Raw genomic sequence first — 21006 nt, forward strand, 5'->3', positions numbered from 1 at the left:
TTTTCGGTTAGTTGTTGTCACGGGCAATTTATGCCGTCCGACTTGATTAACCAAAGCGAGTTACGATAATCGGACTTGTCTCACGCCCGTTTCTCTGCGGCGCTAGCCGAAATCAGGAGTATGATGATGCAGTTGCGATATGCGATGACAGGTCTGGTGGTGGCTCTCGCTCTAGCCGGTTGTCAGCGTACGGCATATGATTACAACTCCAGCCCGAATGCCGGGCCGGCGCCGTTGACGGCGCAGCCGGTTCCCTCGGTTCAGGGTGGGCAGCTTCCGCCGGTCAACAATTCGCAATTCCCGGCGGCGCCGGCATCGACGGCACCGATGCCGGGCGCGCAGTCCGGCGCAATGGCTGCGAATGCGCTCGATGTCACCAAGGAATCGATGGTCGGAAGCTGGCGTGTCAATGGCAGCTGCGACATGTTCCTGACGCTCACCAATCTCGGCAGTGGTTCGCGCGGCGGCACGCGCGGCTGTGTCGGCGAGCTGACGGCGATGGGATCCTGGGAGGTTGCCGGCAAGCAGGTGCTGCTCAAGGACCGTTCGGGCAACCAGCTCGGCAGCGTCTACAAGACGGCCGACAACCGCTTCGAGGGCCAGACCAGCACGGGCCAGCAGATCAGCCTCAGCCGGTAACAAATACCGGCGCGGTAACAAATACCGGCGCGGTAACGATCCGGCGGCCCCGCCGATGACTGACAGGCGGATATGCCCTCATGCAGCCAATGCCAGATTATGCGCTCAGCGTCTGCGAACAGCTTAAATCGCTGACACTTTCCGGTGCGCTGCAGGTCGATGCCGCCCAGATGGATGTGGCCAAAAGCCTGGATCGGGTGCTTGCCGGGCTGAAGCAGCAACGGCCAGCGGCAAAATCGAGCGCGCTTGGCTGGCTGTTTGCCGCCAAGAAGAAATCCGCCGCCGGCATCAAGGGACTGTATATCCACGGCAGCGTCGGACGCGGCAAGACCATGCTGATGGACATGTTCTTCTCGATGGCGCCCTGCAAAAAGAAGCGGCGGGCGCATTTCCACGAATTCATGGCGGATGTGCATAACCGCATCGCAACGCATCGGCTGAAGCTCAAGAACGGCGAGACGAAGCAGGCCGACCCGATGCCGCCGGTTGCCGCCGCCCTCTACGAGGAAGCGGAGCTGCTCTGCTTCGACGAATTCACGGTCACCGATATCGCCGATGCGATGATCCTGTCGCGGCTGTTCTCCGAGCTTTTCGCGCGCGGATGCGTGCTGGTCGCGACCTCGAATGTTGAGCCCGACAATCTGTACCCGGATGGCCTCAACCGCGGCCTCTTCCTGCCCTTCGTCGCCCTTCTCAAGCAGCACGTCGACGTCGTCACCCTGGATTCGCCGACCGATTACCGGATGGAGAAGCTGAGCAGCCAGCCGGTCTATCTGGTGCCGATCAACGATCATAACGACATGGCGATGGATGCGTCCTGGACGCAGGCGCTGCACGGGCGCAAGGCGCAGCCGCTGGATATTCCGATGAAGGGGCGCCACATCCACGTGCCGCTCGCCGCCGAGCGCATGGCGCGGTTTTCCTTCATCGATCTGTGCGACAGGCCGCTCGGGGCGGTCGACTTTCTGGCGATCGCCGAGCGCTTCGACACGGTCTTTCTCGATCACGTTCCCTTGCTCGGGCCGGAAAAACGGAACCAGATCAAACGCTTCATCATTATGGTCGATACGTTCTACGACCATGCCGTGCGGCTCTACATTTCCGCGGCGGCCATGCCGGAGGAACTATTGCTGCACCGTCGGGGCACGGAGGGGTTTGAATTCGACCGCACGGCATCACGGCTATTTGAGATGCGCAGTGCCGAATATCTTGCGCTGCACCACGAGAAGCGCGCCGCCGAATAACAATTTGGTGACATAATATCTTACGTTTACGTAAGAATTTTTGTATCTAAACGATTGAAATTGCTGCATCAAAATTAATGGATTGCCATTTTTGGGCTTTCGGTCTATGCGATTGCGTCATTGGGCGGTGCCTTGACGCGTCGTTCACCGAATTTGATGGCAAAGGAAACAGCGAAATGGCGCGTAACAAGATCGCACTCATTGGTTCTGGCATGATTGGTGGCACGCTGGCGCACCTCGCCGGCCTGAAGGAACTGGGCGACATTGTCCTCTTCGACATTGCGGACGGCATTCCTCAGGGTAAGGGTCTCGATATCTCTCAGTCCTCGCCGGTCGAAGGCTTCGACGTCAATCTGACGGGCGCCAGCGACTATTCCGCGATCGAAGGCGCTGACGTCTGCATCGTCACCGCCGGCGTTGCCCGCAAGCCGGGCATGAGCCGCGACGATCTTCTCGGCATCAATCTCAAGGTCATGGAGCAGGTCGGCGCCGGCATCAAAAAATACGCCCCGAACGCTTTCGTAATCTGCATCACCAACCCGCTCGACGCCATGGTCTGGGCGCTGCAGAAGTTTTCCGGCCTTCCGGCCAACAAAGTCGTCGGCATGGCCGGCGTTCTCGACTCCTCGCGCTTCCGTCTGTTCCTCGCCAAGGAATTCAACGTCTCCGTCCAGGACGTCACCGCCTTCGTGCTCGGCGGCCACGGCGACACGATGGTGCCGCTCGCCCGCTACTCGACGGTCGGCGGCATTCCGCTCACCGACCTCGTCACGATGGGCTGGGTCACCAAGGAACGCCTCGAAGAGATCATCCAGCGCACCCGTGACGGCGGCGCCGAAATCGTCGGCCTGCTGAAGACCGGCTCGGCCTATTACGCGCCGGCCGCCTCGGCGATCGAGATGGCCGAATCCTACCTCAAGGACAAGAAGCGCGTTCTGCCCTGCGCGGCTCACCTGAGCGGCCAGTACGGCGTCAAGGACATGTATGTCGGCGTTCCCACCGTCATCGGCGCCGGCGGCGTTGAGCGCATCATCGAGATCGATCTCAACAAGACCGAGAAGGAAGCCTTCGACAAGTCCGTCGGCGCCGTCGCCGGTCTCTGCGAAGCCTGCATCAATATCGCGCCTGCCCTCAAGTAATTGGCGCTGACGTAATCCAAACAGGGATAGACCCATGAACATTCATGAATATCAAGCCAAGGCTCTGCTGAAGGGCTATGGCGCGCCAGTCGCCGAGGGTGTGGCTATTCTTAAGGTCGAAGAGGCTGAGGCTGCCGCCAAGTCGCTTCCCGGCCCGCTTTACGTGGTCAAGAGCCAGATCCACGCCGGCGGCCGCGGCAAGGGCAAGTTCAAGGAACTGTCGCCGGAGGCCAAGGGTGGCGTGCGTCTCGCCAAGTCGATCGACGAAGTGGTTGCCCATGCCAAGGAAATGCTCGGGCATACGCTGGTGACGGCGCAGACCGGCGACGCCGGCAAGCAGGTCAACCGCCTCTATATCGAAGACGGCGCCGACATCGCTCGCGAGCTCTATTGCTCGCTGCTGGTCGACCGTTCGGTCGGCCGCGTGGCTTTCGTGGTTTCCACCGAGGGCGGCATGGACATCGAGGCTGTCGCCCATGACACGCCGGAGAAGATCCAGACGATTGCCATCGATCCGGAAGCTGGCGTGACGGCTGCCGACGTTACTGCGATTTCCAAGGCTCTGCAGCTCGACGGTGCGGCCGCCGAAGATGCGAAGTCGCTCTTCCCGGCGCTCTACAAGGCCTTCAACGAGAAAGACATGGCGCTGCTCGAGGTCAATCCGCTGATCGTCATGAAGGATGGTCATCTGCGGGTTCTCGACGCGAAGATGTCCTTCGACGGCAATGCGCTCTTCCGTCACGACGACGTCAAGACGCTGCGCGACGAAACCGAAGAAGACGCCAAGGAAATCGAGGCCTCGAAGTGGGACCTCGCTTATGTCGCGCTCGACGGCAATATCGGCTGCATGGTCAACGGCGCGGGCCTTGCCATGGCGACGATGGATATCATCAAGCTTTACGGCAAGGAGCCGGCCAACTTCTGCGACGTCGGCGGCGGCGCCGGCAAGGAGAAGGTTGCTGCGGCTTTCAAGATCATCACTGCAGACCCCAAGGTCGAAGGCATTCTCGTCAACATCTTCGGCGGCATCATGAAGTGCGATGTCATCGCCGAGGGCGTCATTGCCGCGGTCAAGGAAGTCGGCCTCAAGGTTCCGCTGGTCGTGCGCCTTGAAGGCACCAATGTCGAGCTCGGCAAGAAGATCCTGAACGAGTCGGGTCTGGCGATTACGGCGGCTGACGACTTGGACGATGCGGCCAAGAAGATCGTCGCGGCGATCAACGGCTGAGAGCGATCATGGCCTTCCAGTCGACGCCATCTGCTGCTCATCTCCGCCTCAATGCCTTCGCCGGCACCTGGGAAGGGGAAGAGCATGTCGCGGCGTCGGCGTGGACGAGCGAAGGCAGGGCCAGCGCCGAGCTTTCCGGCGAGACGCTGTTCGGTGGATTCTTCATCGAGCAGCGCTACCGCCAGACGCGCGATGGTGCTGTTTCGTTCGAGGCCCGAAATGTTTTCGGCTTCGATGTCTCAGACCAGGCCTACAAGCTCTACCAATTCGACACCGCGGGTTTTGCGCCGCCTTCGCCGGCTTCCGGCGAGTGGCCCGGCAATGAACTCGTGCTGATGAAGACTTCGCCGCGCGGCAGACAGCGCACCGTATTCGCATTTGAAAATGAAGACTGCTACCGGATGGGCGTCAGCTTTTCGCCTGCAGGCAGCGATACTTGGCAGGAGGTCGTCAGCGGCATCTATCGTCGTTCGTCCCCCACGTCTTCCAACCTCTCCTAGACAAAGGCCTCGCATGTCTATTCTCGTCAATAAAGACACCAAGATCCTCGTGCAGGGTCTGACCGGCAAGACCGGCACGTTTCACACCGAACAGGCGCTCGCCTACTACGGCACGCAGATGGTCGGCGGTATCCACCCGAAGAAGGGCGGCGAAACCTGGTCCGGCGCAAAGGGCGAAAGCCTGCCGATCTTCGCGACCGTTGCCGAGGGCAAGGAAAAGACCGGCGCCGACGCGACCGTCATCTATGTTCCGCCGGCCGGTGCCGCCGACGCGATCATCGAGGCTATCGATGCCGAGATCCCGTTCATCACCTGCATCACCGAAGGCATCCCGGTCATGGACATGGTGCGCGTCAAGGCTCGCCTCGACCGCTCCAAGTCGCGGCTGCTCGGCCCCAATTGCCCGGGCATCCTGACGCCGGAAGAATGCAAAATCGGCATCATGCCGGGCTCGATCTTCCGCAAGGGTTCGGTCGGCATCGTGTCCCGCTCGGGCACGCTGACCTATGAAGCCGTCTTCCAGACCTCCAACGAAGGCCTCGGCCAGACGACGGCCGTCGGCATCGGCGGCGACCCGGTCAAGGGCACCGAGTTTATCGACGTGCTGGAAATGTTCCTGGCCGACGAAGCCACGACCTCCATCATCATGATCGGCGAAATCGGCGGCTCCGCAGAAGAAGACGCCGCGCAGTTCCTCAAGGACGAGGCCAAGAAGGGCCGCAAGAAGCCGATGGCCGGCTTCATCGCCGGCCGCACAGCACCGAAGGGCCGCACCATGGGCCATGCCGGTGCTGTGGTCTCCGGCGGCAAGGGCGACGCGGAATCGAAGATCGCGGCGATGGAATCGGCAGGCATCAAGGTGTCGCCGTCTCCGGCCCGCCTCGGCAAGACGCTGGTTGAAGTCCTCAAGGGCTAAACCAACTTAATACCCGGGCGGAGGACGGCATCTGCGCTTCCGCCCGGTCTTGACGGCACGAGACATGCAGATGCGCCGCGGACAGGCGGCGATCGGAATGCGGCAGCCGGCGATCGAGCCGGCAAATTCATCAAAGTCAGGAGGCGGACGGAAGCGTCCGCATATCACCATGGCACGGCAAGAAGCCAACGAGCAGTTTCAGATCACCTCGTTTCTGGATGGCGCCAACGCTGCCTATATCGAGCAGCTTCATGCGCGGTACGAAGAGGACCCGGCATCGGTCGACGATCAGTGGCGCACCTTCTTCAAGGCGCTGGAGGAAGATCCCAGCGATGTGAAGAGGGCGGCCAAGGGCGCTTCCTGGCGCAAGAAGAACTGGCCGCTTCAGGCTGGCGGCGACCTGGTGTCGGCTCTCGATGGCGATTGGGGCATCGTCGAGAAGGTCATCGAAACCAAGGTGAAGGCCAAGGCCGAAGCGCAGGGCAAGCCCGCCGACGGCGCCGACGTTCTGCAGGCGACGCGCGATTCCGTCCGCGCCATCATGATGATCCGCGCTTACCGCATGCGCGGCCACCTGCATGCCAAGCTCGACCCTCTCGGCATCGCCGCTTCGGTCGACGACTATCGCGAGCTGTCGCCGGAGAATTACGGCTTCACCTCAGCCGATTACGACCGCAGGATCTTCATCGACAACGTGCTCGGCCTGGAATACGCGACCATCCGCGAGATGATCGATATCCTCGAGCGCACCTATTGCTCGACGCTCGGCGTCGAATTCATGCACATCTCCAATCCGGAAGAGAAGGCCTGGATCCAGGAGCGCATCGAAGGCCCGGACAAGGGTGTTGCCTTCTCGGCCGAAGGCAAGAAGGCGATCCTCGCCAAGCTGGTCGAAGCTGAAGGCTACGAACAGTTCCTCGACGTCAAGTTCAAGGGTACCAAGCGCTTCGGCCTCGACGGCGGCGAGTCGCTGATCCCGGCTTTGGAGCAGATCCTCAAGCGCGGCGGCCACCTCGGCCTCAAGGAAGCCGTGTTCGGCATGGCCCATCGCGGCCGCCTCAACGTGTTGTCCCAGGTCATGGGCAAGCCGCACCGGGCGATCTTCCACGAGTTCAAGGGCGGCTCCTACGCACCCGACGAAGTCGAAGGTTCGGGCGACGTCAAGTACCATCTCGGCGCCTCTTCCGACCGCGAATTCGACGGCAACAAGGTGCATGTCTCGCTGACGGCAAACCCCTCGCATCTGGAAATCGTCGATCCGGTCGTCATGGGCAAGGTTCGCGCCAAGCAGGATATGAGCGCTACCGTCTGGGACGGCGACATCATTCCGCTTTCCGAACGCGCCAAGGTTCTGCCGCTGCTGATCCATGGCGACGCAGCTTTTGCCGGCCAGGGTGTCATTGCCGAAATCCTCGGCCTGTCCGGCCTGCGCGGCCACCGCGTCGCCGGCACCATGCACGTCATCATCAACAACCAGATCGGCTTCACCACGAACCCGGCCTTCTCGCGTTCGTCGCCCTATCCGTCCGACGTCGCCAAGATGATCGAGGCGCCGATCTTCCACGTCAACGGCGACGATCCGGAAGCGGTGGTCTATGCGGCCAAGGTCGCGACCGAATTCCGCATGAAGTTCCATAAGCCCGTCGTGGTCGACCTGTTCTGCTACCGCCGCTACGGCCACAATGAAGGCGATGAGCCGTCTTTCACGCAGCCGAAGATGTACAAGGTGATCCGCGGCCACAAGACCGTGCTGCAGCTCTATGCGGCGCGCCTCGTCGCCGAGGGCCTGCTGACCGAAGGCGAAGTCGAGAAGATGAAGGCCGACTGGCGCGCTCATCTCGAACAGGAGTTCGAGGCCGGCCAGCACTATAAGCCCAATAAGGCCGACTGGCTTGATGGTGAGTGGTCGGGCCTGCGCGCCGCTGACAATGCCGACGAGCAGCGCCGCGGCAAGACCGCCGTGCCGATGAAGACGCTGAAGGAAATCGGCCGCAAGCTGTCCGAGATCCCGGCGGGCTTCAATGCGCACCGCACGATCCAGCGCTTCATGGAAAACCGCGCCAATATGATCGCCACCGGCGAGGGCATCGACTGGGCGATGGCCGAAGCGCTCTCCTTCGGCGCGCTCTGCGTCGAAGGCAGCAAGATCCGCCTGTCCGGCCAGGATTGCGAACGCGGCACCTTCTCGCAGCGCCACTCGGTTCTCTACGATCAGGAAACCGAGGAACGCTACATTCCGCTCGCCAATCTTTCGCCGACGCAGGGTCGCTACGAAGTCATCAATTCGATGCTTTCGGAAGAGGCCGTGCTCGGTTTCGAATATGGCTATTCGCTTGCCCGCCCGAATGCGCTGACGCTCTGGGAAGCGCAGTTCGGCGATTTCGCCAACGGCGCGCAGGTCGTCTTCGACCAGTTCATCTCGTCGGGCGAGCGCAAGTGGCTGCGCATGTCGGGCCTCGTCTGCCTGCTGCCGCATGGCTATGAGGGCCAGGGTCCGGAACACTCTTCGGCCCGCCTCGAGCGTTTCCTGCAGCTTTGCGCTGAGGACAACATGCAGGTCGCCAACGTCACGACGCCGGCGAACTACTTCCACATCCTGCGCCGCCAGCTGAAGCGCGACTTCCGCAAGCCGCTGATCCTGATGACGCCGAAGTCGCTGCTGCGCCACAAGCGGGCGGTCTCGACGCTTGCCGAAATGGCCGGTGAATCCGCCTTCCATCGCTTGCTCTGGGACGATGCCGAGGTGATCAAGGACGGCCCGATCAAACTGCAGAAGGACAACAAGATCCGCCGTGTCGTCATGTGCTCCGGCAAGGTCTATTACGACCTTCTCGAAGAGCGTGAAAAGCGCGGCATCGACGACATCTATCTCCTGCGTGTCGAGCAGCTCTATCCGTTCCCGGCAAAGGCGCTGATCAACGAGCTGTCGCGCTTCCGCAATGCGGAGATGGTCTGGTGCCAGGAAGAGCCGAAGAACATGGGCGCATGGTCGTTCATCGATCCCTTCCTCGAATGGGTGCTCGCCCACATCGACGCAAAGTACCAGCGCGTCCGCTACACCGGCCGTCCGGCCGCCGCCTCGCCGGCGACAGGCCTGATGTCCAAGCATCTGTCGCAGCTCGCCGCATTCCTCGAGGATGCATTGGGCGGCTAATACAAGGGGGGCGCAAATGGCTTATTTCTTTCTGAGACTGCTGCCGCCGCGCCCCACTTTCCCGCATGACGGGACCGGAGAGGAAATGGCGGCGATGAAGCGCCATGTCGAATACTGGCACCGGCACGCGCTTGCGGGATCGGCGATCGTCGTCGGCCCCGTCTTCGAGGGTGAAGGCGCCTTCGGCATGGCAATCGTCGAAGTCGAGGATCAGGCGGCGGCGCAGGCTCTTGCCGACGGCGACCCGGTCATTGCTTCCGGTTTCGGTTTCCGTTTCGATATCCTGCCGATGCCCTCGATCATCTTGCGGCCGCCCGCCGTCTGAAACGCTTAAAACGAACACACACGAAATCAGGATCTGAACAATGGCCACAGAAATCCGCGTTCCAACTCTCGGTGAATCCGTCAGCGAGGCAACCGTCGGCACCTGGTTCAAGAAGGTCGGCGACGCCATCAAGGCCGACGAGCCGATTCTCGAGCTTGAAACCGACAAGGTGACCATCGAAGTTCCGGCACCCGCTTCCGGCACGCTTTCGGAAATCGTTGTCGCCGCCGGCGAGACCGTCGGCCTCGGCGCACTGCTCGGCCAGATCGCCGAAGGTGCGGTCGCTGCGGCCGCACCGGCTCCTGCTGCACCGGCCGCCGCGCCTGCCCAGCCGGCCGCTGCTGCTCCCGCTCAGCCGGCGCCGGTTGCCGCTGCTGCCGCATCGGCGTCGAGCGCCTCCGTCTCCACCATGCCGCCGGCACCGGCGGCTTCGAAGATGCTTGCCGAAAGCAACCTTTCGGCCGATCAGATTGACGGCAGCGGCAAGCGCGGCCAGGTGCTGAAGGGTGATGTTATTGCTGCCGTCGCCAAGGGCATTTCCGCTCCGGCTGCGACACCCGCCGCCGCTCCTGCCGCTGCACGCGGCCCGTCGACGGTCGAGGATGCCTCGCGTGAAGAGCGCGTGAAGATGACGCGCCTGCGCCAGACGATCGCCAAGCGCCTGAAGGACGCGCAGAACACCGCCGCCATGCTCACCACCTATAACGAGGTGGACATGAAGGCGGTCATGGATCTGCGCAACAAGTACAAGGACATTTTCGAGAAGAAGCACGGGGTCAAGCTCGGCTTCATGGGCTTCTTCACCAAGGCCGTCACGCATGCGCTGAAGGAACTGCCGGCGGTTAATGCCGAGATCGACGGCACCGACGTCATCTACAAGAACTACTGCCATGTCGGCATGGCCGTCGGCACCGACAAGGGTCTCGTCGTTCCCGTCATCCGCGATGCCGACCAGATGTCGATCGCCGAAGTCGAGAAGGAACTCGGCCGTCTTGCCAAGGCAGCCCGTGACGGCTCGCTCTCGATGGCCGACATGCAGGGCGGCACCTTCACCATTACCAATGGCGGCGTTTACGGCTCGCTGATGTCGTCGCCGATCCTCAACGCGCCTCAGTCCGGCATTCTCGGCATGCACAAGATCCAGGAGCGGCCGGTGGCGATCGGCGGCCAGGTGGTCATCCGTCCGATGATGTATCTGGCGCTGTCCTACGATCACCGCATCGTTGACGGCAAGGAAGCGGTCACCTTCCTCGTGCGCGTCAAGGAGAGCCTGGAAGATCCGGAACGTCTGGTTCTCGATCTCTAAGGGAGCGCTTTCGATGCGGAACCGGATCATGCGAGCGGCGCGCCTTCTTCTCTGCGCTGCCGCCGCGCATGTCCCGGTCTCCGCGGCGGCGGCCGGCTTGGATATCGGCAAGGCAAGCAGCAATTTCGAGCTGGTGGCGCTCAGCGACGCCGAACTTTCCGGACGGTCGATAGGCGTGATCCATATGGGCAATGTCGAGCTGACCTCCGGGCGCATCGTCGCGGCCGATCCGCTCGCCCAGCCCGATCGTCCGGCGCTCGCAAGAACGGTTGCGCCGGGCGAATATCCGGTGACGCTCTACCAGGCCTTCGGGCGCATCGCTGCCGCCAGCATGCGGTTTGCCGAGGGCAAGCCTGATCATTGGGAGCTTGCCGTCCTGCCCGGCCAGGACGTCGCGACGCTGAAGGACGGCGAGATTTTCGGCTACCCGGTCGATGCCGGCCTCGGCTGTTACATGGATGCCGATACGCTTGAGCTGATCGGAGAGCGTGAAGCGCAGGCGCAGGCGCAAAAACCTGACGCCGATGTCAATTATTACGACGATGTGCTGGCTGCGGACCTTGATGCCAACAAGGGCCGTTATGCGTTGCACCGGCCGATTACCGGCAAGAAGGGCAATGTCGCGGTGTTCTGGAGCGGCTGGGGCGACGGTTTCTATCCGGTTTTCTGGGGGCTCGACCGGGATGGCCGGGCGCTGGTGCTGCTGACGGATTTCAACGTGGTCGAGAATGCCGACGGGCGGAAGGAACCGAAGCTGCAATGAGCGGGAGTGTCGGGATCACGGCGAGGCGGAAAGGCGTGGCTACAGTCGCCGCCGCTGCGTTTTGCGCCGTTCCGGTGTCCTTGCTCGGGGCGGAATGCAAGCAGGAACGGGCCGTTTATGTCGATCGCGATGGCGCCTATGAATTGCGCTTTTCACCGCTGAATTCCGCCTCGGCTGCCGCCAGCAACCAGTTTAAAGTCCATGCCCTCAAGACGCCGGTCGTGATGGAAGGCTATGTCATGCCATCCGAAAATCCGGTGCGCGCCATCGGCATTCTGATGTTCAATTGCCCCGAGGGTGATGCGACCGGCGCCGATCTCGATGCCTGCACGGTCTGGCAGGGCGCCGTCTATGGCGTGGATGCCAAGGGGGAGATGGACAATCTGCAGCCGGAAGGGGCCGTGGCGGCCGAAAGGCTGGTGCTGCCCGGCCTTGGCCCTGCCATCCGGGAATCCAGCGCCTGGGGCGAGGGCAAGGCGTCGGTGGCGCCATGGGATGTGCTGACATTCAAGGAGTGTGCGACATGAGCGATACCCCTGTTGTTCTCGTGACCGGCGGGAGCCGGGGCATTGGCGCCGCTGTCTGCCGTCTCGCTGCGCGCCAGGGCTGGCGTGTCGCGGTGAATTACGCGTCCAACCGCAAGGCCGCAGATGTGGTCGTGGCGTCGATCGTCGAGAATGGCGGCGAGGCGGTGGCGATCGAGGGCAATGTCGGCAAGGCTGCGGATATCGCTGCGATGTTTGCGGCGGTCGACGGCCATTTCGGCCGGCTGGACGGTCTCGTCAACAATGCCGGCATCGTCGACTATCCTCAGCGGGTCGATGAGATGTCGGCAGAGCGGATCGAGCGCATGCTGCGCGTCAATGTGACCGGCTCGATGCTCTGCGCCGCAGCGGCCATACGCCGGATGTCGAGCCGGCACGGCGGACGGGGCGGGGCGATCGTCAACGTCTCGTCGATGGCGGCGATCCTCGGCGCGGCGACGCAATATGTCGATTATGCCGCCTCGAAGGCGGCGATCGACACGTTCACCGTCGGGCTTTCGCGCGAGCTCGCTGCCGAGGGCATTCGCGTGAATGCGGTCAGGCCCGGCATCATCGAAACCGACCTCCATGCTTCGGGCGGGCTGCCGGACCGGGCGCGCGAGATGGCGCCGTCGGTCCCGATGCAGCGGGCCGGCACGGCCGAGGAGGTGGCGGATGCGATCCTCTATCTTCTTTCCCCTTCGGCTTCCTATATAACCGGCGCGATCCTCAATGTGAGCGGCGGCCGCTAGAAGACAGGGCATAAAACAGCATGCAGTATATTCTCGAATTTCTCGGCCTGATGGCGGTTTTCTCGATCTTCATCGTCGTGCCGGGGGCCGATTTCGCCGTCATCCTGCGCCAGAGCATCGTGCATGGGCGCCGCGCCGCTGTTATGACCGGGCTCGGCATGGGCTTCTCGCTCCTCTTCCATATCAGCTACACCATCCTCGGCCTCGGCCTGATCGTGTCGAAATCGCTGATGCTGTTTGCGATGATCAAATGGGCGGGTGTCGCCTATCTGGTCTATCTCGGCATCAAGTCGTTCCGCGAGCCGGGCTTCAAGGTGCAGGAGATCGAAGTGACGGCCGAGGACCGCAAGCCGGTCTCGATGCTGAAATGCCTCGGCATGGGTTTCATCACCAATGCACTGAACCCGAAGCCGGTGCTGTTCTTCCTGTCGCTGTTTTCGACGCTGGTGCATCACGACACGCCGGCGCTGATCCAGTTCTCCTACGGCATCGGCATGGCGACGGCGCTGGTCGCCTGGTTTGCCGGTGTCTCCTATTTCTTCACGGTCAAGGCGATCCGTGACCGCTTCATCGCCAGCGGCAAATGGTTCAACCGCGTTACCGGAGCGGCGCTCGTCGGCTTCGGCTTCCGCCTCGCGCTGTCGCGCGCGGCCGACTAATTGAAAAATCCAAAGGGAAAGAAGCAATGTCTTACGATGTGATCATTATCGGAACCGGCCCGGGCGGCTATGTCTGCGCCGTCAAGGCAGCCCAGCTCGGCCTCAAGGTCGCCGTCGTCGAAAAGCGCGCGACCTATGGCGGCACCTGCCTGAACGTCGGCTGCATTCCGTCGAAGGCGCTGCTGCATGCCTCCGAAATGTTCCATCAGGCCGGCCACGGCATGAGCGCGCTCGGCATCGACATTGCGGCGCCGACGCTCAATCTCGGCAATATGATGGCTCACAAGGACGCCACGGTGAAGTCGAATGTCGACGGCGTCGCCTTCCTCTTCAAGAAGAACAAGATCGATGCTTTCCAGGGCAGCGGCAAGATCATCTCGGCCGGCAAGGTCGCCATCACCGCCGAAGACGGCACGATGCAGGAGATCGAAGGCAAGAACATCGTCATCGCCACCGGCTCCGACGTCGCCGGCATCCCCGGCGTGCAGGTCGAGATCGATGAAAAGACCATCATCTCGTCCACCGGCGGCATCGCACTGGAGAAGGTGCCGGAAACGCTGATCGTCGTCGGCGGCGGCGTCATCGGCCTCGAGCTCGGTTCCGTCTGGTCACGCCTCGGCGCCAAGGTCACCGTCGTCGAATATCTCGACACCATCCTTGGCGGCATGGACGGTGAAGTCTCCAAGCAATTCCAGCGCATGCTGGCCAAGCAGGGCATCGATTTCAATCTCAGCGCCAAGGTCACCGGCGTCGAAAAGGGCGACAAGGGCGCCAAGGTCACCTTTGAGCCGGTCAAGGGCGGCGATAAGGTGACGCTCGACGCCGAGGTCGTGCTGATTGCCACCGGACGTAAGCCCTATACGGCGGGTCTTGGCCTCGAAGAGGCCGGTGTGACGCTCGACAATCGTGGCCGTGTCGAGATCGACGGTCACTACAAGACCAATGTCGACGGCATTTATGCGATCGGTGATGTGGTCAAGGGTCCGATGCTGGCGCACAAGGCAGAAGACGAGGGCGTGGCGCTTGCCGAGATCCTCGCCGGGCAGCATGGCCATGTGAACTACGAGGTCATTCCGAGCGTCGTCTACACCCAGCCGGAAATCGCTTCCGTCGGCAAGACCGAGGAAGAGCTGAAGGCGGCAGGCGTCGCCTATAAGGTCGGCAAGTTCCCGTTCACGGCCAATGGCCGGGCGCGTGCGATGCTGGCGACCGACGGCTTCGTTAAGATCCTTGCCGACAAGGAAACCGACCGGGTGCTCGGCGGCCATATCGTCGGCTTCGGCGCCGGCGAGATGATCCACGAGATCGCCGTGCTGATGGAGTTCGGCGGTTCGTCGGAAGATCTCGGCCGTACCTGCCACGCGCATCCGACCATGTCGGAAGCGGTGAAGGAAGCCGCGCTTGCGACCTTCTTCAAGCCGATCCATATGTAATCTTAGATAATCGTAACAAAGCAAACAGCCGCCTGCCGCGAGGCAGGCGGCTGTTTTAGTTCTACTGCCGCTGGCCGCGACAGGCGCAGGGAGGTTCAGTCGAAAAAGCCCGCATCCTCTTCGCTCAGATATTTCCTGGCCGCTTCAGCGTCGATGTCGAGGCCCAGCCCCGGCGCTTCCAGCAGGTCCACCATGCTGTCCTTCACGATCTGCGGCGGCAAGCCGATTACCAGATCCTCCCACCAGGGGTCGGAGGCGCTCGGGTACTCGAACGCGACGTAATTTGCCGGCAACGTGGCGCAGACATTGATCAGCGCGCCGAGGCCCAGCAGGCCGTTGGCAGTGCCGTGCGGTGCCATCAGGATCGAGTGCATATAGGCGTGCTCGGCGACCCATTTGAGCTCGGCAATGCCACCAATATCGGCTGGATCGGGGCCGATGACGCGTACCGCCTGCGTCTCGATCAGTTCCTTGAAATTGTGCCGCAGATAGATCTGCTCACCAGTGTGGATGGGCGTCGAGGTGGAGGTTGTCAGTTCCCGATAGGCCTGCGGATTGACCCACGGCACGTAGTCGCCAGACAGCATGTCCTCGAGCCACATCAAATTGTACTTTTCGACCGCGCGGGCGAATTTGATCGCGTCGGGCAGCATCCAGCCGGGACCGCAGTCGAGCGCCAGGCTGACTTTGTCGCCGAGCACTTCCTTCATGGCGATCACGCAATCGAGCATGTGATTGAAACCGCGCTCGCTGATCACGCCCTGATCCATGGCGCCGTGATAGCCGGCCTTCTTCTGCGTTACGCCGTAGTGGAAATCTTCGATGGTGTCCTTCATGTTGGAGTGGAACGAGATTCCTTGCTTGATCATGAAGAAGTTCTGCGGCTGCTCCATCATCCACTTGACGTCGGCGGCGTAATCCTCCGGCCGGTCGCCCGTGCGTTTCCGGCGAACAGAGCCGTTATAGACGCGCACCTTGTCCCGCACCTTGCCGCCGAGCAGTTTGTAGACGGGCACACCGGCGGCCTTGCCGGCAATATCCCAAAGCGCATGCTCAATCGCGCTCACCGCCGCGCCATAGGGCTTGAAAGAGCCGCGTTGGCGGATCTTCAGCATGACTCGCTCGACGTCGGTCGGGTCCTCGCCGATCAGCGCGTCGCGAAAATGCAGCACCCAGGGCTTCAGATAGGACTTGGTGAATTCGACTTCGCCCAAGCCGTAGAGGCCCTCGTCCGTGACGATGCGGACGATCGGGTGTTTGCCGATGACGGCACAGCGGAGATCGGTGATCTTCATCTTCGGTTCCTTTTCGCCTCAGCTCCAGGTGCGGTCCCAGGAATACTCATCGTCCCAGTGGTCGGTAGGCTGCCATATGGCGGCGACACCCGGCTGCAGATGCTGCGAGATCACCTCGTCGACGACGTCGTCAATCCCGAGGCCCGGTTTGTCCGGAACTGTGATGAAGCCGTTCTGCACCAGCGGCTTCGGAAGGCCGGTGACGATATCGTCCCACCAGTCGACATCGGCGGAATGGTATTCGAGCGCCATGAAATTTTCGGTCGCGGTCGCGACATGTGCCGCGGCCATTGCCGCGATCGGACTTTCCGCCATATGGATGGCCATGGCGACGCCGCGGTCCTGCGCCATATCGCCGATTTTCTTGGTCTCGAGGATCCCCCCGCTGGTGAGCAGGTCCGGGTGGATAACGGAGACGCCGCCGCTCTTGAGAAGAGGCTCGAAGCCCTCCTTGAGGTAGATGTCCTCGCCGGTGCAGATCGGCACCGTGGTGGCGTCCTGCAGTTGTCGGTATTGCTCGGTATACTGCCATGGGATCACATCCTCGAGCCAGGCCGGCACGTATTTTTCAATTCGCCTGGCAAGGCGAATGCCGTTCTGCATCGAGATATGGCCGATATGGTCGATCGCGAGCGGCACATCCATGCCGATGACCTCGCGAACCTCGGCGATGTATTGTTCCAGCAGGTCGAGGCCCTTGTCGGAAAAGTGAAGGCCGGTAAACGGGTGCTGGACGTTATGCAAATCGTAGGCAGCATTGCGGACGCGCCGCTCTTCAATAGTTTTCAGCGGCCCGCGATTGGGAGGATCGCGGTATCCTTCCAATGAGCCGGCAGGAAACACGACCGCCCCGGGCACATCCGCGATCTGCATCAATCCCAAATCCATCTTGAGAAAGGTGAAGCCGAGCTCCATGCGCTGCTTGAGGCGCTTACCAGTCTCGGTGCCGCTCGGTACGGCGGCGTCGGTATCGCAGTAGACGCGCACTTTCTCCCGAAAACGGCCGCCGAGCATCTGATAGATCGGGACGCCATATGCCTTGCCGGCAAGATCCCACAACGCGATTTCAATCGCCGATACGCCGCCGCCTTGCCGGCCGTGCCCGCCGAACTGCTTGATCCGGCGAAACAGTCGGTCGATGTTGCATGGGTTCTCGCCAAGCAACCGGCTCTTCAGCATCAGCGCGTAGGTGGCGCTGGCGCCGTCGCGCACCTCGCCAAGCCCGACGATGCCTTGGTTGGTGTAAATCTTCAGCAGCACCGAGGTGAACGGCGCGCCGACGATTTCGGCGACCCGCATGTCGGTGATGCGAAGGTCGGACGGTTTGGAATGCGTGTTCACCCGATTGAGCGCCTCGTCGGCTCCATCTGCCTCTGGCATGATTTATCCTCGTTTTGGTCGGGCGGGCTCGCTGCCGCGCGAGTTGGGCGGCGGATAGCGTTGCTAGTCCAGCTCTATCTCGTGGTTTTGAAGGTAGTCGCGGTTCATTTCGACGCCGAGACCAGGCTTGGGCGTAAGCTTGAGGCTGCCGTTCGAAACATCGAGCGGTCTGTCGATGAGGTGATCGTATTTGCCCAAGTTCCAATCCGACGTTTCGAGTTTGTAGAAGTTAGGAACGGTCATCATCACCTGCGCTCCCGCAACCACGTTGATCGGCCCTGCGGCGTCATGCGGCGAGACCGGGATGTAGTAGGCTTCGCATAGGGCGGAAATCTTCTTCAACTCAGTAATGCCACCGGTCCAGGTGACATCCGGCATGATGTAGTCAGCGAGCTTGTTTTCGAGCACCGGCACGAAATCCCACTTCGTGTGGCCGCGCTCGCCCCACGAGATAGCGGCGCTGACCTTCTCTCGAACCTGCCTCAGAGCGTTGAGGCTCTCCGGTGGACAAGGCTCTTCGAACCAGTCGATCTGACCAGCTTCCTCTAGGCTCCGGCAAAGGCGAATGGCGGTGGGAACGTCGAACCGGCCATGCGCATCGATGAGGATGTCGACATCGGGCCCCGCCGTTTTGCGGATGAGGGCCGTCAGTTCGGCGGCTTCGCGCTCATCCTTGCGGGTCATGCTGCCATCGAGGTAGCCGTCCCGCTGTTCGCGAGCCTGTCCATCGGCAGTGCGGCCTTGGTGGGGGAAAGGATCGAACTTGAGCGCCGTGTGGCCGGATTCGACGATGTCTCGAATTTCGCGGATCACCGCCTCATTGCTGGTAAATTTGGCCTGGTTGGGGTGGGTGTAGAGCGTAATCTCATCGCGTACCGGCCCGCCCAACAGCTCGTAAATCGGTTTACCCAGGACTTTGCCCCGGATGTCCCAGAGGGCTATGTCGATGGCGCTCACGCATTCGACCGCGGCGCCGCGACTGCCCATGTAGGTGAAACTGCGGAATATCTTGTGCCACAGATACTCGATACGCGCCGGATCCTCGCCTGTCACAGCAGCACCGATCTGCCGCAGGATCGTGCAGAGGGCGCGATTGGCGAGCCTAGTCGTGGTGGTGATTTCTCCCCAGCCGCTCACCCCCTCATCGGTCGTCACTTCGACGAACAGAAACTCTCCCCAATAAGAAGCATCGGACTTGATCAGCCACGGCCGAACGTTGGTGATTTTCATCTCAACTGCCTTTGTCTGAAGTGGTCGGGATAACGATATTCCGGGCGATCTTTTTATCCTGCCCGAGCGGCGTTCCGCGCACGCATATGTTCGAGGATGTGCCGGCCGGAGCCTTCGACATGGCGTGCAATGAGTTCGCCTGCCTCGTTCGCATTTCCCGCTTTGACATGCGCGATGAGCTCGCGATGCTCGCTCAGGATCGCGGCACGGCGGGCGAGCGTGAAGTTGAAACGCCGGCTCACGGCTCGAAGCACTTCGCGATGCTTCCACCAGAGCTCGGCGGCATGGCGGTTGTAGTGCCTTTGGTACATGACGGTGTGAAAGGCGGTGTCCAGCTCGCTATGCCTGAACGTGTCGGCGAAGTCGTTCTCTTCAATCAAGTCTTGGATGCGTTCGAGTTCAGCAATGTCCTCGACGGTGGCCATATTCACGAACCATCGCGTCAGTGCCGGCTCGATCAAGACTCCTATCTCGTAGATGTCCCGAACAAAATCCTGATCTATGGGCCGGACGCGGGCTCCGCGGTTGGGGACGAAGGTGACAAAGCCCTCCCCGCGCAACAGTTGCAGCGCCTCGCGCACGGGGTTGGTCGAGGTGCCGTGGCGCCGGGCGAGATCGGTAACCACAAGCCGTTCGTTGGCAGCAAGCCGCCCTTCGATGATGTCGTCCCTGATCAGCTGATAGAGCGAGGCACCTTCGCTGGAGGCCCCGATCGCGTCGATCCCTTCGGGTGGCTGCGCTCTAAATTCACTTGTTTCGGCCAAAGCTGTCCCCAATCAATACATGTATTCCTTCGATATCACGCAAGGTTTATGCAAACAATGTACGATTTCTCCAGTTGACAGGCAATCTATCATCTGAAAACGTATGATCTGTCCAAAGAGATACATTGGCCGAAAACGTCCCGCAGCCAATGAGCAAAGACCGCTCGCCTCGACGCAGAGCGGCACGGGGAGAACCTGGAGGATACCTATGACGAGGATTTCACTCGGTGGTGCCATCCTGCGCGGCACTGTTTCCACTGCTTTGATGGTATCGTTGCTGTCCGCGTCGGCGCTGGGAGCGCCGGTCGACCTGAGCAAGTGGTCGCCGGAATATGTGCGCTCCATTGCCGGCACGCAGGATTTTGACACGGCGGCCGATTGCGGCAAGGTCACCCCGCTCGACTATAAGGGGCGACTGACTTTCTGGTATCAGGGCGTGTTCGAGGGCGATCCCGATCTCCTGCGCCAGTATTACAAGGAGTTCTTCGAGACCTTCCGCAAAACCTATCCGAACATCCAGCTTGAGGAGCAAGCCCTCACTTATAACGACCTGCTGGATAAGTTCCGGACCGCGCTCCTTGGCAATGCAGCGCCCATGGCGGTCCGCCTGCAGATCCTGGGTGGCACCGAGTTCGCCTCGAAGGGCTATTTGCAGCCGCTCAAACCCGAGGACGTAGGCTATTCGACCGAGGATTTCTGGCCCGGCGCAATGAAGGCTGTAACCTGGGATGGGGTAACCTACGGCATCCCGACCAATAACGAGACGATGGCGTTCATTTGGAATGCCGACATCTTCAAGCGTGCAGGCCTCGATCCGGACAAGGCTCCGGCAACTTGGGACGACGTCGTCAAGGATTCGAAGCAGATCCACGACAAGCTCGGCATTGCCGGTTACGGCCTCGTGGCTCGCAAGAATGCCGGCAATACGCCGTACCGCTTTATGCCGCAGCTGTGGGCCTATGGCGGTGGCGTCTTCGACGAAGCGACCGCCAACCCGACCTATAAGGAGGTCGAGCTCAACAGTCCGCAGAGCAAGGCGGCATTGCAAGCCTCCTACGATATGTATGTTCGCGACAAGTCGGTTCCGGTTTCGGCGCTCACCAACCAGCAGGCCGACAACCAGCCTCTTTTCCTCGCCGGCCAACTCGGGATGATGATCTCGCACCCGTCCGACTACAACGTCATGCTCGACCTGCAGAAAAAGGCGACGGATACCGACAAGGACAAGGCGCAGACGGTAATCGACAATATGCGCTACGGCCTGATTCCGACTGGCCCCGACGGCAAGCGTGCGGTCGTGTTCGGCGGCTCCAACATTCACATCCTGAAGCCCGAATATGTCGAGGGCGGCAAGGTAGACGAGCCGGCTGCAAAGGCGATCATCTGCATGTGGACGAGCCCGGAATGGTCGCTGAAGATGGCCTATGCCGGCTCGAACCCGGGAAACCTCAACGGCTTCAAGACCAAATGGATGAAGGAACGTCTGGATAATATCAAGTTCCTCGATGTCACGACCTCGATGCTGCCATACGGCATTCCGTTCCCGGCGCTGCCACAGTCCCCCGAGATCATGAACATCATCGTCCCGGATATGCTGCAGAATGCCCTGACCGGGGCCATGACCGTCGACCAAGCAGCCGACGACGCAGCCAAGAAGGTAAAAGACCTGATGGACGGCGGACTCTAGTCGAAGCCAGGCGATCTGACCGGCTGCCGACCGCAGCCGGTCTGTTCCAAAGAACAAGGGCGCGGCAT

19 protein-coding genes are annotated in these 21006 nt (G+C 61.5%); 15 read left to right on the plus strand and 4 right to left on the minus strand.

The features are described 5' to 3' along the window. Nucleotides 1-126: 126 nt before the first annotated feature. The 14 genes from OS035_RS14540 to lpdA all read left to right on the plus strand — a co-directional run bounded on the left by OS035_RS14540 (nt 127) and on the right by lpdA (nt 14582). Complete coding sequence (locus tag OS035_RS14540; RefSeq protein WP_012559213.1) at nt 127-639, plus strand: protease inhibitor Inh/omp19 family protein; 513 nt, start codon at nt 127-129, stop codon at nt 637-639. Between the two features lie 80 nt (nt 640-719). Continuing rightward, the gene (gene zapE, locus OS035_RS14545) at nt 720-1883 is read left to right on the plus strand and encodes a cell division protein ZapE (RefSeq protein ID WP_097624914.1); all 1164 of its coding nucleotides are present in this window, start codon (nt 720-722) and stop codon (nt 1881-1883) included. 176 nt (nt 1884-2059) lie between these two features. Then, complete coding sequence (gene mdh / locus OS035_RS14550; protein WP_003543522.1) at nt 2060-3022, plus strand: malate dehydrogenase; 963 nt, start codon at nt 2060-2062, stop codon at nt 3020-3022. A 34-nt stretch (nt 3023-3056) separates the two neighbouring features. Then, nucleotides 3057-4250: an ADP-forming succinate--CoA ligase subunit beta gene (gene sucC, locus OS035_RS14555; protein ID WP_097624913.1), complete on the plus strand. Its 1194-nt coding sequence runs from the start codon at nt 3057-3059 to the stop codon at nt 4248-4250. An 8-nt stretch (nt 4251-4258) separates the two neighbouring features. Next, nucleotides 4259-4750: a DUF1579 family protein gene (locus OS035_RS14560; RefSeq protein ID WP_097624912.1), complete on the plus strand. Its 492-nt coding sequence runs from the start codon at nt 4259-4261 to the stop codon at nt 4748-4750. Between the two features lie 13 nt (nt 4751-4763). Then, complete coding sequence (sucD, locus tag OS035_RS14565; RefSeq protein ID WP_012559209.1) at nt 4764-5666, plus strand: succinate--CoA ligase subunit alpha; 903 nt, start codon at nt 4764-4766, stop codon at nt 5664-5666. Nucleotides 5667-5835: 169 nt separating this feature from the next. Further along, the gene (locus OS035_RS14570; RefSeq protein WP_097625140.1) at nt 5836-8820 is read left to right on the plus strand and encodes a 2-oxoglutarate dehydrogenase E1 component; all 2985 of its coding nucleotides are present in this window, start codon (nt 5836-5838) and stop codon (nt 8818-8820) included. A gap of 16 nt (nt 8821-8836) precedes the next feature. Next, complete coding sequence (locus OS035_RS14575; protein ID WP_003589815.1) at nt 8837-9145, plus strand: YciI family protein; 309 nt, start codon at nt 8837-8839, stop codon at nt 9143-9145. Between the two features lie 40 nt (nt 9146-9185). Next, entirely contained in the window at nt 9186-10451 is a 1266-nt protein-coding gene (gene odhB, locus OS035_RS14580) for a 2-oxoglutarate dehydrogenase complex dihydrolipoyllysine-residue succinyltransferase (protein ID WP_331813821.1), read from the plus strand. A 13-nt stretch (nt 10452-10464) separates the two neighbouring features. Continuing rightward, entirely contained in the window at nt 10465-11214 is a 750-nt protein-coding gene (locus tag OS035_RS14585) for a DUF4241 domain-containing protein (protein WP_310805850.1), read from the plus strand. Further along, nucleotides 11211-11741 carry a hypothetical protein gene (locus OS035_RS14590; RefSeq protein ID WP_331813822.1) on the plus strand — a complete coding sequence of 177 codons (531 nt, stop codon included), beginning with the start codon at nt 11211-11213 and terminating at the stop codon, nt 11739-11741. The genes OS035_RS14585 and OS035_RS14590 overlap by 4 nt, the downstream gene beginning before the upstream one ends. Then, complete coding sequence (locus tag OS035_RS14595) at nt 11738-12490, plus strand: SDR family oxidoreductase (protein WP_331813823.1); 753 nt, start codon at nt 11738-11740, stop codon at nt 12488-12490. The genes OS035_RS14590 and OS035_RS14595 overlap by 4 nt, the downstream gene beginning before the upstream one ends. A 20-nt stretch (nt 12491-12510) precedes the next feature. Then, the gene (locus tag OS035_RS14600) at nt 12511-13149 is read left to right on the plus strand and encodes a LysE family transporter (protein WP_097624905.1); all 639 of its coding nucleotides are present in this window, start codon (nt 12511-12513) and stop codon (nt 13147-13149) included. A gap of 26 nt (nt 13150-13175) precedes the next feature. Then, nucleotides 13176-14582, plus strand: a complete 1407-nt coding sequence (gene lpdA / locus OS035_RS14605) for a dihydrolipoyl dehydrogenase (protein ID WP_331813824.1) — start codon at nt 13176-13178, stop codon at nt 14580-14582. 95 nt (nt 14583-14677) lie between these two features. Here lpdA and OS035_RS14610 read toward each other — a convergent pair whose 3' ends face one another. From OS035_RS14610 to OS035_RS14625, 4 genes are all read right to left on the minus strand, one after another. Further along, on the minus strand, nt 14678-15877 hold the full coding sequence (locus OS035_RS14610; RefSeq protein ID WP_331813825.1) for a mandelate racemase/muconate lactonizing enzyme family protein: 1200 nt from the start codon (nt 15875-15877) through the stop codon (nt 14678-14680). Nucleotides 15878-15895: 18 nt separating this feature from the next. Then, nucleotides 15896-17257 carry a mandelate racemase/muconate lactonizing enzyme family protein gene (locus OS035_RS14615; protein WP_183778373.1) on the minus strand — a complete coding sequence of 454 codons (1362 nt, stop codon included), beginning with the start codon at nt 17255-17257 and terminating at the stop codon, nt 15896-15898. A 63-nt stretch (nt 17258-17320) separates the two neighbouring features. Next, the gene (locus OS035_RS14620; protein WP_331813826.1) at nt 17321-18487 is read right to left on the minus strand and encodes a mandelate racemase/muconate lactonizing enzyme family protein; all 1167 of its coding nucleotides are present in this window, start codon (nt 18485-18487) and stop codon (nt 17321-17323) included. 53 nt (nt 18488-18540) lie between these two features. Beyond that, the gene (locus OS035_RS14625; protein WP_183855579.1) at nt 18541-19251 is read right to left on the minus strand and encodes a GntR family transcriptional regulator; all 711 of its coding nucleotides are present in this window, start codon (nt 19249-19251) and stop codon (nt 18541-18543) included. Nucleotides 19252-19459: 208 nt separating this feature from the next. On the opposite strand from OS035_RS14625, the gene OS035_RS14630 reads away from it, so the two are divergent. Further along, nucleotides 19460-20938: an ABC transporter substrate-binding protein gene (locus tag OS035_RS14630; protein WP_183778369.1), complete on the plus strand. Its 1479-nt coding sequence runs from the start codon at nt 19460-19462 to the stop codon at nt 20936-20938. Nucleotides 20939-21006: the final 68 nt, after the last annotated feature.

It is taken from the genome of Rhizobium sp. 268 (genome assembly GCF_036571585.1).
GTDB classification, from domain to species: domain Bacteria; phylum Pseudomonadota; class Alphaproteobacteria; order Rhizobiales; family Rhizobiaceae; genus Rhizobium; species Rhizobium redzepovicii.

What these genes read in the sequence shown, in the direction of transcription:
- OS035_RS14570 (WP_097625140.1), top strand. Translation starts at nt 5,836, where the DNA reads ATGGCACGGCAAGAAGCCAACGAGCAGTTTCAGATCACCTCGTTTCTG.
- mdh (WP_003543522.1), top strand. Translation starts at nt 2,060, where the DNA reads ATGGCGCGTAACAAGATCGCACTCATTGGTTCTGGCATGATTGGTGGC.
- OS035_RS14630 (WP_183778369.1), top strand. Translation starts at nt 19,460, where the DNA reads ATGACGAGGATTTCACTCGGTGGTGCCATCCTGCGCGGCACTGTTTCC.
- lpdA (WP_331813824.1), top strand. Translation starts at nt 13,176, where the DNA reads ATGTCTTACGATGTGATCATTATCGGAACCGGCCCGGGCGGCTATGTC.
- OS035_RS14610 (WP_331813825.1), bottom strand. Translation starts at nt 15,877, where the DNA reads ATGAAGATCACCGATCTCCGCTGTGCCGTCATCGGCAAACACCCGATC.
- OS035_RS14560 (WP_097624912.1), top strand. Translation starts at nt 4,259, where the DNA reads ATGGCCTTCCAGTCGACGCCATCTGCTGCTCATCTCCGCCTCAATGCC.
- sucD (WP_012559209.1), top strand. Translation starts at nt 4,764, where the DNA reads ATGTCTATTCTCGTCAATAAAGACACCAAGATCCTCGTGCAGGGTCTG.
- OS035_RS14575 (WP_003589815.1), top strand. Translation starts at nt 8,837, where the DNA reads ATGGCTTATTTCTTTCTGAGACTGCTGCCGCCGCGCCCCACTTTCCCG.
- OS035_RS14620 (WP_331813826.1), bottom strand. Translation starts at nt 18,487, where the DNA reads ATGAAAATCACCAACGTTCGGCCGTGGCTGATCAAGTCCGATGCTTCT.
- sucC (WP_097624913.1), top strand. Translation starts at nt 3,057, where the DNA reads ATGAACATTCATGAATATCAAGCCAAGGCTCTGCTGAAGGGCTATGGC.
- zapE (WP_097624914.1), top strand. Translation starts at nt 720, where the DNA reads ATGCAGCCAATGCCAGATTATGCGCTCAGCGTCTGCGAACAGCTTAAA.
- OS035_RS14600 (WP_097624905.1), top strand. Translation starts at nt 12,511, where the DNA reads ATGCAGTATATTCTCGAATTTCTCGGCCTGATGGCGGTTTTCTCGATC.
- OS035_RS14595 (WP_331813823.1), top strand. Translation starts at nt 11,738, where the DNA reads ATGAGCGATACCCCTGTTGTTCTCGTGACCGGCGGGAGCCGGGGCATT.
- OS035_RS14540 (WP_012559213.1), top strand. Translation starts at nt 127, where the DNA reads ATGCAGTTGCGATATGCGATGACAGGTCTGGTGGTGGCTCTCGCTCTA.
- odhB (WP_331813821.1), top strand. Translation starts at nt 9,186, where the DNA reads ATGGCCACAGAAATCCGCGTTCCAACTCTCGGTGAATCCGTCAGCGAG.
- OS035_RS14585 (WP_310805850.1), top strand. Translation starts at nt 10,465, where the DNA reads ATGCGGAACCGGATCATGCGAGCGGCGCGCCTTCTTCTCTGCGCTGCC.
- OS035_RS14590 (WP_331813822.1), top strand. Translation starts at nt 11,211, where the DNA reads ATGAGCGGGAGTGTCGGGATCACGGCGAGGCGGAAAGGCGTGGCTACA.
- OS035_RS14615 (WP_183778373.1), bottom strand. Translation starts at nt 17,257, where the DNA reads ATGCCAGAGGCAGATGGAGCCGACGAGGCGCTCAATCGGGTGAACACG.